The organism is Pseudomonas sp. DF5 (assembly GCF_058148225.1).
In genome coordinates this window covers 168,931-183,259 of the sequence record NZ_JBYVYM010000011.1, presented here as the reverse complement: position 1 = coordinate 183,259, position 14,329 = coordinate 168,931, and the positions used below count along the sequence as shown (strand labels likewise).

Here is a 14,329-nt window from a genome sequence, read left to right as displayed (position 1 = left end):
CTTTTAACGGTTAACAAACCGGCGCAAATACTCGACTTGTTCGCGATGCGCGACATCCTGCACCACCGGTTTCAACCGCACCTTCGCCCCCGGCAAACACTGCGCCAATCGCGCCAACGCCAACGGCGTCAGCGCCCCCAACCGCGGATAACCGCCAATGGTCTGCCGGTCATTGAGCAGCACAATCGGCTGCCCATCCGGCGGCACCTGCACCGCGCCCAGCGGGATGCCTTCGGAAATCATCGGCTTGCCCTGATACTGCAACGCCGTTCCCAACAGACGAATGCCCATGCGATCGGCGCGGCTGTCGAGGGTCCAGGTGCTGTTGAACGCATCAAACAGACTCTGCCCGCTGAATTCACCAATTTGCGCACCAAGCACCAGGTCCAGCGGCGTATCGAGGTTGAAATCCGGAACGTGCTCGCGAGGCAGCTCCCGTACCAGCAGCGGCGCCTCGGTGGAGTACTTCAACGACGATCCCTTGGCCAACGCCTGGCCCATGCCGTCGAGGCCGCCGAGTTCCTCACGCACCACAGTTGCGGTGCTGCCCAGCACCTTCGGCGCATCAAACCCGCCTGGTGCCGCGAGGTACGCCCGAGCGCCAAGCAGCGGTTGCGTGAATTGCAATCGCTGACCTTTGCCCAGTTTGAAACTGCGCCACGGCGCCAGGGGCTGGCCATCAATCTGCGCCCCAAGATCGGCACCCGCCAATGCCAGCAAGCAATCATCCTCGGCCACCACACTGAACCCGCCGAGGGTGATTTCGATCACCGAGGCATCCAGCCCATTGCCCAGCAGCCAGTTGGCCCACGACATCGACCGCCAATCCAGCCCGCCGCCCTGGGTCACGCCCAGATGCCGCACACCAAATCGCCCGGCGTCCTGCAACAGGCAAAGCGGTGTACTTGCTTCAATCGTCAGTCGGCTCATGCCAGGTTCTCCAACGGCGTGTCGTCACCGCCCAGGTTGATGAACTCGGCATGACTGACCGCCTCGAAGCGCACCGTATCGCCCGGTTGCATCAAGCTGTAGCCGTCACGTTCGCGGTCGAACAATTTGGCCGGGGTGCGACCGATCAGGTTCCAGCCGCCGGGAGACACCACCGGATAAGCCGCCGTCTGGCGTTCGGCAATGCCGACGCTGCCAGCGGCGACTTTCTTGCGCGGAGTACTCAGACGCGGTGTGGCCAACACTTCGTCCACCAACCCCATGAACGCGAAACCCGGCGCGAAGCCCAACGCGAATACCTGATACTCGTGTTCGCAGTGACGGCGGATCACTTCATTCACCGCCAAGCCGCTGCGCTGGGACAACAGGTTCAACTCCGGCCCAACGCTCAAGTCATACCAGACCGGCAGCACATGGCATTTCCCCTTGGCCCGAGCGTTGGGCGTCAGATCGATCAGGGCTTGAGCGATCAACTCCCGGGCCTGGGCCGGGTTCAATGCCATCAGATCGTAATGCACCATCAACGTTGTGTAGGACGGCACCAGATCGATCAAATGGCTGGCGAATGCTTCTCGCAAACGCTCACTGGCAGCCAGCATCCACGGCATGTTGGCCTCGGCAATTTCATCGAACAGGCGCACCATCAGGCAATCGAGCGCCACCACTTCCACCCGTGGCTTCATGATGCGCTCTGCTGATTCAAGGCCTCGCGAATGCGCCGCACGGCGGCCACCGAACTGGCGTTGTCGCCGTGTACGCACAAGGTGTTGGCCTGCAAGTGCAAGGCGCTGCCATCGCTGGCCGTGAGGTTGTCACCGCGGGCAATGATCAGCGCCTGCTCAATGATTTTCTCGGGATCGTGATGCACGGCCCCCGGCAGTTGCCGCGAGACCAGCATTCCGGCGCTGTCGTAAGCGCGATCGGCGAAGGCTTCAAACCACAGAGTCACGCCGTATTCGTCGCCCAACTGCTGGGCAGCGCTGTTGTCGCGGGTGGCCATCAGCATCAGCGGCAGTGTCCGGTCATAAGCTGCCACGGCCTGGATCACCGCACGCAATTGCGCCGGGTTGGCCATCATGTCGTTGTACATCGCGCCGTGGGGTTTGACGTAACTCACCCGTCCGCCCTGAGCCCGGCAAATGCCGTCGAGGGCTCCAATCTGGTAGTGCAACAGGTCCTGCAGTTCCTGGGCGGTATACACCATGGAGCGACGGCCGAAACCGACCAGATCCTGATAGGCAGGGTGTGCGCCAATCTGCACGCCATTGCTCAGGGCCAGGCTGACGGTCTTGCGCATGATGCTCGGGTCGCCGGCATGAAAGCCGCAAGCAATGTTGGCGCAGTCGATGAAGGGCATGACCTCGGCGTCCAGACCCATGGTCCAGTTGCCGAAACTCTCGCCGATGTCGCAGTTCAATAGCAGGCGGTTCACGGTGAACACTCCTGTAGGCTTTTGTCTTTTTAGCTGAAGGGCATATGCCCCTCAGATTATCAGTTACCGGACGTTCGGTTATTCGGCATCGAGTTGTTTACCACGGGTTTCCGGCAAGCTGAGTGCTGCCAGGATCACCACCCCGTAGGACACCGCCGCGAAAGCCCCGATTCCCACGCTCAATGGCACCTTCTGACTGAGCAAGCCGATCAGCAGCGGAAACAACGCTGCCAACGCCCGACCGATGTTGTAGCAAAAACCCTGGCCCGAGCCGCGAATCCGCGTTGGAAATAACTCGGTCAGAAACGACCCCATGCCGCTGAAAATCCCCGAAGCGAAGAACCCCAAAGGAAAGCCCAGCCAAAGCATCACACCGTTGCTGACCTGTAATTGGGTGTACAACAGAACAATGGTGAACGAGCCGACCGCGAACAGAATGAAGTTCCTCTTGCGACCGAGGATGTCAGTCAAATACGCGCTGATGACGTATCCGACGTAGGACCCGATGATCACCATCGCCAGATAACCGCCCGTGCCGAGTACACTCAAGCCCCGTTCGTTTTTCAGAAACGTCGGCAGCCAGGAGGTGATCGCGTAGTAACCGCCGAGTGCACCGGTGGTCAGTATCGAAGCGCGAATCGTGGTGAAGAGGATGCCAGGGGCGAAAATCTCGTAGAACTTCGCCGGGTTGCTTGGCTCTTGCTTGGCCTTGGCTTCGCGGTAGATTTCCGGATCCTTGACCAGGCGACGGACAAAGATCACGAAAATCGCCGGCACGATGCCGAGGATGAACAGTGCCCGCCAGGCGTCTTCGGGCGGCAACAGCGAGAACAGCAGCGCATACAGAATCGCTGTCAGCCCCCACCCCAACGCCCAACCCGACTGCACCATGCCGACGGCTTTGCCACGGTCCTTGGCGCGGATCACTTCGCCCATCAGCACCGCGCCGGCGGTCCATTCACCACCGAAACCGAAGCCCATCAACGTGCGGCTGATCAACAGTTGCTCGTAGTTCTGGGCGAAGCCGCAAAGAAAGGTGAAGAAGGCGAACCACAACACCGTCAGTTGCAGGGTGCGCACCCGACCGATGCGGTCGGAGAGAATCCCCGCCACCCAACCACCAATAGCCGAGGCGATCAGGGTGCTGGTGTGGATCAGCCCGGCCTGGCCGGTGGTGATGCCCCACATGGCAATCAGGGTCGGTACCACGAAGCTGAGCATCTGGGTGTCCATGCCGTCCAGGCCATAGCCGATCTTGCAGCTCCAGAACGTGCGACGCTCCTGCTTGTTGATGTTTCGGTACCAGTCGAAAGGTCCCGGGCGGGCCGTGGCCTTTGGGATGACGAGGGTGTCGGGCGCACTCATGGCAAAATCTCCGTGCATATTTTATTGGTATTGTTCTGAGCCCCGACGACGCCTATCGTGGGAACCGGATGGCCTGATTTTTGGGCGGTTGGCCCTGCTGCGTCCAACTAATAAAAACCCGCCCTAGTCATAAGAAAAACTTTATCCACGAGCTGCCCCCCATGAACCTGAAGTTTCTCGAGACGTTTGTCTGGGTCGCCCGACTCAAGAGTTTTCGCCTGACGGCTGACAAGCTCTTCACTACCCAGGCGTCGATTTCCAGCCGCATCGCCGTGCTCGAAAGCGAGCTTGGGGTGAAGCTGTTTCTGCGCGACTCCCGCGGCGTGAGCCTGACCCCGGAAGGCCTGAAAGTGCTCGAATATGCCGAGCAGATGATGGACACGATGCAGGCGCTCAAGCAGGCGATCGAGACACGCTCGAGCAAGGCCGGACGGGTTCGTATCGGCGTCATGGACACGGTGATCCACACCTGGCTCAGCCCGTTGGTGGCAAAGATGATGGATCACTATCCGCTGGTGGAAATCGAGCTGGTGGCCGATACGGCGCTCAACCTCTGCGATCAGCTGCAAAAAGGCTTTCTCGATCTGATCCTGCAAACCGACCTGCTGCGCCAGGAAAGCGTGCGCAGCCTGGAGTTGACCAGCCATCCGATGGGCTGGATCGTGGCCAGCAACTCCATCTACAACCGTGAGTATTCAGGTGTCGCCGACCTGGCGCGGGAGCGGATCATCACCTATTCGAAAAACTCCCGCCCGCACCAGGACATCGTGAGCCTGATGCAGGCCAACGGGGTCATGGCGCCACGACTGAACTGCGTGAACTCAGTGTCGGCGATTACTCGTTTACTGCGCGACGGCTTCGGTATTGGCGCCCTGCCGCCGGTGCTGGTGGCCGAGGAACTGGCCCGGGGTGAGTTGACCTTGTTGGCCATCGATCAGCGCCCGCCAAATTTGCAGGTGGTGGTGTCGTGGCGGGTCGGCGTGGAGTGGGTCGAAGAAATCGTGACGTTGTGTCAGCAAGTCGTGGAGAGCTACGCGCAGAAAATGGGCGAGCGCTACATCGTCTTGAGCCAGCCACAGGCCAGAATCTGAAAGACACTTTCCGAACTGTAAATATGAACCACTATCATTTGCATTAATTTTTCAAAACGGTATTCTTTGCGCGCTTTCAGCTAATCAATTGTCCAGAAGGAGTCGGACCTGATGCGCGGCTACACGCAAAAACAGCAGCAACTGCTCGCTCACTGGAGCGAAGCTCTAGGCACTCAGGCTTTCCAGTCCCACCGCATCACTCTCGATCATTTGAGCAATGCCCTGGAGCCCGCCGCCCAGCGCTGTTTCCAACGCCTGATCCAGGCACTGTTTCGTGAAGAGCTGATCAACCCCGACACCTGCGAATACGACGACGCCAGCCGTTGCTGGCTGCCGCTCGGCGATGGTGCGCACCTTTGCTTCGAGCACTTGTCGGGTGGAAGGATGAATAGCTGGGACGTGCGCGGCAGCATCGTCCTGCACACCCCCGACAGGCTTCCGCAAAAAATCCAGTTGCCCAGCGAACTGCTCGCTCACCTCAGCACTCAGCTCAATCCGCCAGCCTCCCCACAGGTCCTGGAACGTCTGGCCGGGGAGCTGGATGACAGCTTCAGCAATGACACCCTGTGCCTGGCGTTCCACCATGGATGGACCGAGCGCCTGAGAGAGCAGATCGACACCGCCTACGACGACAATCTGCTCGCCTGGCTCAAAGCCGGCCCCAGCCACCAGAACCCTACGTCACTGCTCGAACAGTGGGGCACTCTCGGCCATCCGTGGCACCCGAACTACAAGACCAAACTGGGCTTGAGCGCCGCTCAGGTCATCGCTTTCTCGCCAGAATTCGAAGCGAGTTTTCCAATCGTGCTGTGCGCCCTGCACCGCCAGTACGCACACGTCGAAGCGCTGGCAGGCACCACCGATTACTGGGATTGGTGGCAAGGTCACTTCCCACAGGCCGCCGAGCAATTGCAACGCCATTTGCAGCAAATGGGCCTGGACGCAAAGGACTACCTCCCGCTGCCGTCGCACCCATGGCAAGCCCATGAAGAGCTGCCACATTCGTTTGCCAACGAGATCGCCGACAACCTGCTGATCGTCACTGACATCGTGGCTTTTACCGGTCACCCGACCATGTCCTTCCGCACGGTCTTGCCGCAGGCCAGTCGCACGGCACCGATGGTCAAACTGCCGGTGGCTTTGCGCCTGACCAGCGTGCAGCGCACCGTGTCGCCGCGCTCGGCACGAATGGGGCCACGCATCAGCCAACTGATATTGAATATCCTCGATCAGGAACCGCAGATTCAGCGCCTGCTGAACATCGTTCCAGAGCGCATCGGCGTGCATTACGCACCACTGCCGGCCGATGACGAGCGCTCCCGGCATGCTGGCGTGCTGTATCGCGACAACCCGCTGACCCTGCTGCAAGAAGGCGAGTTGGCGGTGCCGGTCGGCAGCCTGTTCGCCGTCAACGAGTTCGAACAACCGTTGCTGCGTGATTGGGTAAAGCTGGCTCAGGGCAACGACGACAGCGCGGCCATGTTGGCGTTCTTCGATGATTACCTGTCGATTGCCGTACCGAGTCTGCTGGGCATTTATCTGATGTATGGCGTGGCGTTCGAAGCGCATCAGCAAAACAGCTTCATGGTGATGGGCGCTGACGGGCAGTTGAATCGGCTGCTGTTGCGTGATTTCGGCGACGTTCGTATCGATCGCAAGACCCTGCACGCCAAGGGTCTGGATATCCAGCTACACGATCCGAAAATGACCCTGTATGACGACGCCGGATTTGTCCGCGACAAACTCCTGCACACCACTTTCATGTGCCACCTCGGTGAGCTGACCTTGCTTTGTGCCCGCCACTGGAATGTGCCGGAAAATATCCTGTGGGAGCGATTGGCAGCGCACGTTGCACAGTGCTTCGAGACCTTGCGCGAACGCGTTGAACCGGCACGCTGGGAAAGCGAGCGCCAGGCGTTGCTGGAACAGGATTGGCCCGCCAAATCGTTCATGCGCATGCGTTTGCTCGACAGTCATGCCGACATCGTCGGACGCCTGAGTAACCCGCTGCGACCCAACACCCATGCTCGCTGACGGTCGCGCCCTGCGACTGCTGATCGTCATCCAGTTTGTCTCCATGGGCGCAATGGAGATGAGCGGCCCGTTCTGGCCCTTGCAGATCCAGCATCTGCTCGGGCCCGAAGGCGCCGGCTACACCGCGCTGTTATCGGCGATGGTCTATGCCGGCCCGATGCTGGCGGCCATGCTGCTGACCCCCCTGTGGGGCCGGTTGGGGGATCGCACCGGACACAAACCGATGATTGTTCGGGCGCTGCTGGCCCTCGCACTGTGCCAAGGGTTGGCGGCCATCACCCTCGACCCGTGGCTGCTGGTGGGCATTCGCGTGATGCAAGGCGCATTGGCCGGTTTTCTCGCTGCCGCGCAAGCCTACGCCTTGGCCTGCTGCGACAGTGCCAAACGAGGTCACACCCTGGCCCGCTTGCAATCGGCAACCGCCGTCGGCTCGTTGATCGGCCCGGTGCTGGGTGGCTGGCTGATGGACGTCTCGGGGTTTGCCTTGCTGTGTTATGGCGCGACGGCGATTTGCCTGCTGTGCGCACTGGGGAGTTTTTTCCTGCCGGCCGACAAGGCGCGAACCGCGAAGAAAAAACCTGTTGAGCCGGTTGCCCTGCCCAAAGGCTGGCTCAGTGGAATCCTGTTGGTGATCGTGTTGATCCAGGCGGCGAAGATGATGCCGCAGTCGTTCTACGCCCTGTACGTCGCGAACATTCTGCATGCACCTGGCTGGCTGATCGGCGCCACCTATGCGGCGAGCGCCGCGACCCTGGCCGTTTCCGCCCCGCTGTGGGGACGCCTGTTCGACCGCTGGCAACCGGCCTACACCTTGCGCGTCATCGAAGGCGTGGCCTGGTTATGTGCCCTGACGCTGGCGGCCACGGCATTGGCCAATGAATGGCTGGGCTTTCTCGTCAGCCGACTCGTCTGGGGCATCTGGCAAGGCGCCCTGCTGCCCGTCGCCTATGCCCTGATCGCCAACACCGTTTCCATCACCCAGCAGGGCTTCGCGCTCGGCCTGGGCAACAGCGCGGCGAAGGCTGGTGCTCTGCTCGGTGTCGTCCTTGGCGGAATAGGCATGGGCCTGGTGGGCCTGGCCCACAGTTTCTGGCTGGTGGCGCTGACCTACGCCATAGCCGCCATCGGCATCCGCTGGGTGCGCTCGTTCAACGCCACGCCTGACCGCTCGACCTTATCGCCCCACACTTATCACAACTAAAAAAGACCACGTCATGACCCGAACCAAACTCTCCCTGCTGATCCCGCTAATCGGCACTTTCAGCGCCCAGGCCTGGGCCGAGGACACCGAGCAACAGCCCGGCACCTTGAACATGCAAGCCACCGTCGTCTCCGCGACTCGCAGCGAGGCGAGCATTGCTTCGATTCCGGGCTCGGTCCAGATAATCGACGAACAGCAGGTCCGTGAGCAGAGCGGCGCGGGTCGCCGGGTCTCAGACATCCTCGGGCAACTGGTCCCGGGTATTGCGCCATCCAGCGGCGGGATGAGCAACTTCGGCCAGACCCTGCGCGGGCGCAACATGCTGGTGTTGATCGACGGCGTATCGCAGAACGCCACGCGCGACAACTTCCGCCAGCTCAACAGCATCGCCCCGGCCAGCATCGAACGCATCGAAGTGATCTCCGGCGCCAGCAGCATCTACGGTGCCGGTGCTTCAGGCGGCATTATCAACATCATCACCAAGCGCAATCAGGGCCAGGACATTGCCTACAGCAGCAAACTGGGCCTGACCAGCGGTAACAACCTCAACAGAAAAGGCTTCGCCTACGAAGCTTTCCAGAGTGCCACCGGGCGCAAGGATGCGTTGGACTGGTATGTGTCTGCCGACCTGACCCAGCGCAACGATCAGTTCGACGGCAACGGCAACCGCATCCCCCAGGACACCTCCCAGGGCAGCAACATGGATACCGAAACCTATGACCTGCAAGGTCGTTTCGGTTATGAGCTGGATGCCGACAAGAAACTCAGCCTGTCGCTGCAGGACTACAAGGACCAGCAGGACACCGGCTACACCAAAGACCCGAAAAACTCGCAGCAAGCAGTGGCAGTCAAAGGGCTGAAACTCGACGACCAACCCTATACCCATAACCAGGCGGTCAACCTCAACTACACCGACAAAGACTTCTACGGCCAAGGCCTGCAACTGGAAAGCTACTGGCGCCGCGCCGACGCACTGTTCTTTCCGGACCTGTCACGGGGCAAGGCCGGGATCTCCGACAACAACAGTGTGCAGGATGTCTACGGCCTGCGGGCGGCCATCGACACGCCGCTGCCGGCGATCGGAAGCGCCACGGGCAATCTGGTCTGGGGCGCCGACTATGACAATGAACGCTCGCGCCAACGAGGTGATCAATACACGCTAAAGGGGCTGACCTATTCCAAGACCGGCACCACCTACGAGCTGGGCCCGGACATCGAAACCACCACCAAATCGTTGTTCGGGCAGATGTCCTGGGACATCGGTGACTGGACCTTGCGTGGCGGTGTGCGCCGTGAATGGATCGAAAGCGACGTCTCCGACAGCATCGCTTACGGTCAGATTGTCCAGACCGGCATACGCGCAACGCTGCCCGGTGACACCCTCAAATACGATGCCACGCTGTACAACCTGGGGGTGGTCTATCACCTGAGTGAAAACCAGGACGTCTTCGCCAATTACAGCCAGGGGTTTTCGCTGCCGGATATCCAGCGCTTCATGCGTGATGTCAGCAGCACTTTCGACATCCAGAGTCTCAACGCCCAGGCCATCAAGGTCGACAGCTACGAGTTGGGCTGGCGCGGTAACTGGGACCAGTGGCAGGCCGACGTCACCGTTTACGAAAACACCTCGGACGTGACCCAGTTCTACGATGCCAATGACCGCGTATTGCGCCTGATCAACCAGAAAGAGCGAGTGCGTGGTATCGAAAACAGCCTGACCTACCGCGCGACCGATCACTGGTCGGTGGGTGGCACTTATGCCTGGGCCAAAGGCGAGACCGAGCAGAACGGTAAATGGATCGACCTGCCGGCCACGCGCATCTCACCCGCCAAGACCACACTGTTCGTCGGCTACACCGAAGACGATTACAGCCTGCGCCTGCAAGGTATGCGTTTGGCCAATTACGATGCCGCCGCCAAGGACAACAATGGACGCGAGATCGAAGGCTATACGCTGGTGGACCTGCTCGGCTCCGTGCAATTGCCGGTCGGTCGTCTTGAAGGCGGCGTGTACAACCTGACCAACCGCACGTACCAGAACCTGTTCACCCAGGCCAACGCCAGAGCGCCGTACGCCAATGCCGAAGGCCGCACGCTGAGCATGAGCTACTCGATCGATTGGTAAAAACCCGAGCCGGCTTGCCAGCGATGCGATCTCGCGGCAATCGCCGGCAAGTCGGCTCCAGTGTTACAACCCGCGCAAATCCCGCTCTTCGATCGGCCGGCTCTGGCGCAGGCGCTTGCCGCCCAGCACCACCCAGTCGATCAGTCGGAACAGGCATTCAATGCCGAACGACAGCAGCAACGCGCCGCTCATGCCCCAGATCATCGCTTCCGGTGTCAGCAGGATCTGGTAGCTGTAGCCGTTCCAGGTTTCCTTGCGAATATCCGGGTCGGCCGCCAGCACCACTTGCAGGAAGCGGATGTACCACGGGCCCTGCATGGCCTGGAATTGCTTGTCCAAAGCCAATTGACGGGTGAGCAAAGTGCTCAGGCTGTCGGCGTCACTGCGAAAGATCGGGTCTTCGCTGGCACGGTAATGGGCCACCAGTGCCTGCATGTCGCCCTTGAAAAACTGATTGGCAGTGCCCTGAAAACCGCTCAAACCGCTCTGCGCCTCGATCAGATGCGCCTCGACCCGCTTGGCATAGTCACTGATGAACCCAGGCACCTGGACACCGATCAACAGGCCTGCCGCGAACAACACCAGCCGTAGATAACTGAGCAACATGGGGGGAGAGATCCTTATTCGGTCTTGCCCTGGCTGACGCATTCACCGCGTCGCCAGAGGCTCCATTGGCCCGGTTCGTAGCGGGTCCAGGTTTCGTTTTCGGTCAAGGGTTCGGTGGCGATCACCGTGACCACATCGTTGGGCGTGGTTTCGGCCTGGAAGTCGACGATCACATCGACGTCCTTCAAACGTGCCGGGCCGAACGGGGCACGACGGGTGATTTGCGCCAGTTTGGTCGAGCAGTAGCAGAACAGCCAGTCGCCATCGCTGAGCAAGCAGTTGAACACGCCTTTGCTGCGGTACTCGGCGCAAGCGGCCACCAGGTCCGGCAGCAGTTCTTCGATGTCCACCGGCTCGGGGAACGCAGCACGCACCCGGTTGAGCAAATCGCAGAACGCCGCTTCGCTGTCGGTATCGCCGACGGGGCGGTAGAAACTGGCGGTTGGGTTGAAATCGGCCAACTGGCCGTTGTGGGCGAAACACCAGTTGCGGCCCCACAACTCGCGCACGAACGGATGGGTGTTGGACAGGCACACCTTGCCGACATTGGCCTGGCGGATGTGGCCGATCACCACTTCGCTCTTGATCGGATAGCGCTGCACCAGGTTCGCCACTTCCGACTCGCTGCTCGCCGCCGGGTCCTGAAACAACCGCAGGCCACGGCCTTCATAGAAGGCGATACCCCAACCGTCACGATGCGGCCCGGTACGCCCGCCGCGCTGCATCAGCCCGGTGAAGCTGAACACGATATCGGTCGGGACATTGGCGCTCATGCCCAATAACTCACACATGCTCGGACTCTCGATGAAAGGCAGGGGCACTGTTACAGACGTGGTTCAACCCGCATACGCTGGGGATTGCTCGGCACCGGTGGCCGGCCGTAACGATCATCGCCGGCACCGCCGAACGGTTGCTCCCCTTCAGGCTCGTCGGCCCGCGCCGCAGCCTTGGCGGCCTCCGCCCGGTCCTTGCGAGCCTTGGATGCGCGCTCGATCGGGAAACGGATCGCCACGAGCACCAGGTAAAGACCGAAGGCAATCATGCCGTACATAAACAGATCGGAAATCGCCCGCCAGGCGTTGTTGCCGACCTTGAACAGCAGATCCAGCGCAGTAATGGCAATGGCCGGGGCGACCTTATCCTTCACCGGGTCGATGATGGTCGGACTGAACAGCAACACCGCCACCAGCAGGCGCAACGGCTCACGCAGCCAACGCCACATCCAGCGGGTGATGCGCATCCACACCAACAGGCAGCCCAAAGCGGCAAAGGCGTAGAGGCCCCAGGCGATCAGATAGTCGTTCTCGGTCATGGTGTCCATGGCAAGGCAGGCAAAGAGGCGCTTATAGTAACGACTTTTCGCACTTCAGGCTGCCCCGCCTTCTGCGATCCCCCAATTTCGTACAACGTTCGAGAGTTCTTCATGCCCCTATCCGCCAACGTTTCCGACGCGCCCATTGCCCACAAGGCCGACGGTGATGACCCGTATGCCTGGCTGCAGGAGCGCGACACCGACGCAGTGCTCGATTACCTGAAGGCCGAAAACCGCTATCAAGAGGCGCAAACCGCCGATCAGGCCGGGCTGCGCGAAACGCTGTTCGAAGAAATCAAGAGCCGGATTCTCGAAACCGATCTGTCGTTGCCTTCGCCCTGGGGCCCATACCTATATTACACCCGCACCACCGCCGGCGACGAATACGCCCGTCATTACCGCTGCCCGCGTCCGACCGATGGCAGCCTGCTCATCGACGAAAGCCAGGAACTCCTGCTGCTCGATCCGAACGTGCTGGCCAAGGGCGGTTTCTTTTCCCTGGGCGCATTCAGCATCAGCCCGGACCACCAGCGCCTGGCCTACAGCATCGACTCTTCGGGCGAAGAGATTTACACGCTATTTGTGAAGGAATTATCCAGCGGTCGCGTCAGCGAACTGGAATTCCAGAACTGCGACGGCAGCATGACCTGGGCCAATGACAGCCTGACGCTGTTCTTCGGTGAACTCGACGACACCCATCGCCCGCACAAGCTGTTCCGCTATCGGCTGGACGGCACCGCCGCCGAAGAAGTGTTCCATGAGTCGGACGGCCGATTCTTCCTGCATTGCTATCGCTCAAGCTCTGAACGGCAACTGCTGCTGTCGCTGGGCAGCAAGACCACCAGCGAAGTCTGGGCGCTCGATGCCTCGCTGCCCCATCAGGCCTTCACCTGCCTGGCGCCGCGGGTCGAAGACCATGAGTATGATGTCGACCACGGCAAACTCGACGGCGAGTGGACGTGGCTGATCCGCACCAACCGCGACGGCATCAACTTCGCCCTGTACCAGGCCGCCGACACCGGCGTCGCGCCGACCGAAGCCGACTGGCAGAACCTGATCCCCCACAGCGACACGGTGATGATCGATGGCATGAGCCTGAACGCCGAGGCCATGACCTTGAGCCTGCGTGAAGGCGGCCTGCCGATCATTGAAGTCCGCCCACAAGGCCTGGCGCCGTATCGCGTGCAATTACCGGACGCGGCCTACAGCCTGCATGTGCAGAACAGCCTGGAATTTGTCAGCGACAGAATCCGTCTGCGCTACGAAGCCTTGAACCGTCCGGCGCAAATCCGCCAATTGATCCTGGCCACCGGCGAACAGAAAGTCCTCAAGGAAACCCCGGTGCTCGGCCCGTTCGACGCCGATGCGTACGTCAGCCAGCGGCTTTGGGCGACGGCACCGGACGGGACGCAAGTGCCGATCAGCCTGGTGGTCAAACGCGAATTCCTCGGTAAGCCGACGCCGCTTTATCTGTACGGCTACGGCGCTTACGGCGAAAGCCTCGACCCGTGGTTCTCTCACGCTCGCCTGAGCCTGCTGGATCGCGGCATGGCGTTTGCCATCGCGCATGTTCGCGGCGGCGGTGAGTTGGGCGAAGCCTGGTATCGCGCCGGCAAGCAGGAACACAAGCACAACACCTTCAGCGACTTCATCGCCTGCGCCGAACACCTGATCGCCAACGGCTTCACCACCCCATCGCAGCTGGCAATCAGCGGCGGCAGCGCCGGTGGCCTGCTGATCGGCGCGGTGCTCAACCAGCGGCCGGAACTGTTCGGCGCGGCAATAGCCGAAGTGCCGTTCGTCGACGTGCTCAACACCATGCTCGACCCGGAGTTGCCGCTGACCGTCACCGAATACGACGAATGGGGCAACCCGCAAGAGCCAGACGTCTATGATCGGATCAAGGCCTACGCCCCGTATGAAAACGTCACCGCGCAAGCCTATCCGGCAACGCTGGTGATCGCCGGCTACAACGACAGTCGCGTGCAGTACTGGGAAGCGGCCAAGTGGGTGGCGAAATTGCGCGCGACCAAAACCGACACCAATCCTCTGCTGCTCAAGACTGAATTGGGCGCCGGGCATGGCGGGATGAGCGGTCGTTATCAGGGATTACGTGACGTAGCCCTCGAATACGCATTTGTTTTGAAGGTTTTGGCCATTGCCTGAGGAACTTGGCCCGACGTCCCGGTCTTAACACCAGACGCCGGCCCCCGCC

Annotated in this window: 12 protein-coding genes; 5 read left to right on the top strand and 7 right to left on the bottom strand. The window is 60.9% G+C overall.

Going from position 1 to position 14,329, the window contains the following annotated elements:
• Positions 1-3: 3 nt before the first annotated feature.
• From AC30D7_RS12945 to AC30D7_RS12930, 4 genes are all read right to left on the bottom strand, one after another.
• Positions 4-930 carry a 5-oxoprolinase subunit C family protein gene (locus AC30D7_RS12945; RefSeq protein WP_490134311.1) on the bottom strand — a complete coding sequence of 309 codons (927 nt, stop codon included), beginning with the start codon at positions 928-930 and terminating at the stop codon, positions 4-6.
• Positions 927-1,631 carry a 5-oxoprolinase subunit PxpB gene (gene pxpB, locus AC30D7_RS12940; protein ID WP_490134310.1) on the bottom strand — a complete coding sequence of 235 codons (705 nt, stop codon included), beginning with the start codon at positions 1,629-1,631 and terminating at the stop codon, positions 927-929. The genes AC30D7_RS12945 and pxpB overlap by 4 nt, the downstream gene beginning before the upstream one ends.
• A complete protein-coding gene (locus tag AC30D7_RS12935) occupies positions 1,628-2,380 on the bottom strand; it encodes a 5-oxoprolinase subunit PxpA (protein ID WP_490134309.1) in 753 nt (250 codons plus the stop codon). The genes pxpB and AC30D7_RS12935 overlap by 4 nt, the downstream gene beginning before the upstream one ends.
• 78 nt (positions 2,381-2,458) lie before the next feature.
• Positions 2,459-3,745: an MFS transporter gene (locus tag AC30D7_RS12930; RefSeq protein ID WP_490134308.1), complete on the bottom strand. Its 1,287-nt coding sequence runs from the start codon at positions 3,743-3,745 to the stop codon at positions 2,459-2,461.
• A 161-nt stretch (positions 3,746-3,906) separates the two neighbouring features.
• Here AC30D7_RS12930 and AC30D7_RS12925 point away from each other — a divergent pair, with 161 nt between their 5' ends.
• From AC30D7_RS12925 to AC30D7_RS12910, 4 genes are all read left to right on the top strand, one after another.
• The gene (locus tag AC30D7_RS12925) at positions 3,907-4,836 is read left to right on the top strand and encodes a LysR family transcriptional regulator (RefSeq protein WP_490134307.1); all 930 of its coding nucleotides are present in this window, start codon (positions 3,907-3,909) and stop codon (positions 4,834-4,836) included.
• A 111-nt stretch (positions 4,837-4,947) separates the two neighbouring features.
• The gene (locus AC30D7_RS12920) at positions 4,948-6,870 is read left to right on the top strand and encodes an IucA/IucC family protein (protein WP_490134306.1); all 1,923 of its coding nucleotides are present in this window, start codon (positions 4,948-4,950) and stop codon (positions 6,868-6,870) included.
• Positions 6,860-8,071: an MFS transporter gene (locus tag AC30D7_RS12915; protein ID WP_490134305.1), complete on the top strand. Its 1,212-nt coding sequence runs from the start codon at positions 6,860-6,862 to the stop codon at positions 8,069-8,071. The genes AC30D7_RS12920 and AC30D7_RS12915 overlap by 11 nt, the downstream gene beginning before the upstream one ends.
• Positions 8,072-8,084: 13 nt before the next feature.
• Positions 8,085-10,196 (top strand): TonB-dependent receptor, encoded by a 2,112-nt coding sequence (locus AC30D7_RS12910; RefSeq protein WP_490134304.1) that lies wholly within the window; start codon positions 8,085-8,087, stop codon positions 10,194-10,196.
• A gap of 63 nt (positions 10,197-10,259) precedes the next feature.
• Here AC30D7_RS12910 and AC30D7_RS12905 read toward each other — a convergent pair whose 3' ends face one another.
• Genes AC30D7_RS12905 through AC30D7_RS12895 form a run of 3 tightly spaced genes read right to left on the bottom strand, consistent with a single transcriptional unit; the run spans position 10,260 to position 12,123 of the window.
• Positions 10,260-10,802, bottom strand: coding sequence for a DUF2937 family protein (locus AC30D7_RS12905; protein ID WP_019580813.1), 543 nt, complete (start codon positions 10,800-10,802; stop codon positions 10,260-10,262).
• A gap of 14 nt (positions 10,803-10,816) precedes the next feature.
• Positions 10,817-11,593: a class II glutamine amidotransferase gene (locus AC30D7_RS12900; protein ID WP_019580814.1), complete on the bottom strand. Its 777-nt coding sequence runs from the start codon at positions 11,591-11,593 to the stop codon at positions 10,817-10,819.
• Between the two features lie 32 nt (positions 11,594-11,625).
• Positions 11,626-12,123, bottom strand: coding sequence for an MFS transporter (locus tag AC30D7_RS12895; protein ID WP_490134303.1), 498 nt, complete (start codon positions 12,121-12,123; stop codon positions 11,626-11,628).
• Between the two features lie 102 nt (positions 12,124-12,225).
• Between AC30D7_RS12895 and AC30D7_RS12890 the strand changes: the two genes are divergently transcribed.
• Complete coding sequence (locus AC30D7_RS12890) at positions 12,226-14,280, top strand: S9 family peptidase (protein ID WP_490134302.1); 2,055 nt, start codon at positions 12,226-12,228, stop codon at positions 14,278-14,280.
• The last annotated feature ends 49 nt before the right edge of the window (positions 14,281-14,329 follow it).

Excerpts from the sequence above, each read along its gene's own strand:
- AC30D7_RS12945 (WP_490134311.1), bottom strand. The coding sequence starts at position 930 with ATGAGCCGACTGACGATTGAAGCAAGTACACCGCTTTGCCTGTTGCAG.
- pxpB (WP_490134310.1), bottom strand. The coding sequence starts at position 1,631 with ATGAAGCCACGGGTGGAAGTGGTGGCGCTCGATTGCCTGATGGTGCGC.
- AC30D7_RS12930 (WP_490134308.1), bottom strand. The coding sequence starts at position 3,745 with ATGAGTGCGCCCGACACCCTCGTCATCCCAAAGGCCACGGCCCGCCCG.
- AC30D7_RS12925 (WP_490134307.1), top strand. The coding sequence starts at position 3,907 with ATGAACCTGAAGTTTCTCGAGACGTTTGTCTGGGTCGCCCGACTCAAG.
- AC30D7_RS12920 (WP_490134306.1), top strand. The coding sequence starts at position 4,948 with ATGCGCGGCTACACGCAAAAACAGCAGCAACTGCTCGCTCACTGGAGC.
- AC30D7_RS12915 (WP_490134305.1), top strand. The coding sequence starts at position 6,860 with ATGCTCGCTGACGGTCGCGCCCTGCGACTGCTGATCGTCATCCAGTTT.
- AC30D7_RS12910 (WP_490134304.1), top strand. The coding sequence starts at position 8,085 with ATGACCCGAACCAAACTCTCCCTGCTGATCCCGCTAATCGGCACTTTC.
- AC30D7_RS12905 (WP_019580813.1), bottom strand. The coding sequence starts at position 10,802 with ATGTTGCTCAGTTATCTACGGCTGGTGTTGTTCGCGGCAGGCCTGTTG.
- AC30D7_RS12900 (WP_019580814.1), bottom strand. The coding sequence starts at position 11,593 with ATGTGTGAGTTATTGGGCATGAGCGCCAATGTCCCGACCGATATCGTG.
- AC30D7_RS12895 (WP_490134303.1), bottom strand. The coding sequence starts at position 12,123 with ATGGACACCATGACCGAGAACGACTATCTGATCGCCTGGGGCCTCTAC.
- AC30D7_RS12890 (WP_490134302.1), top strand. The coding sequence starts at position 12,226 with ATGCCCCTATCCGCCAACGTTTCCGACGCGCCCATTGCCCACAAGGCC.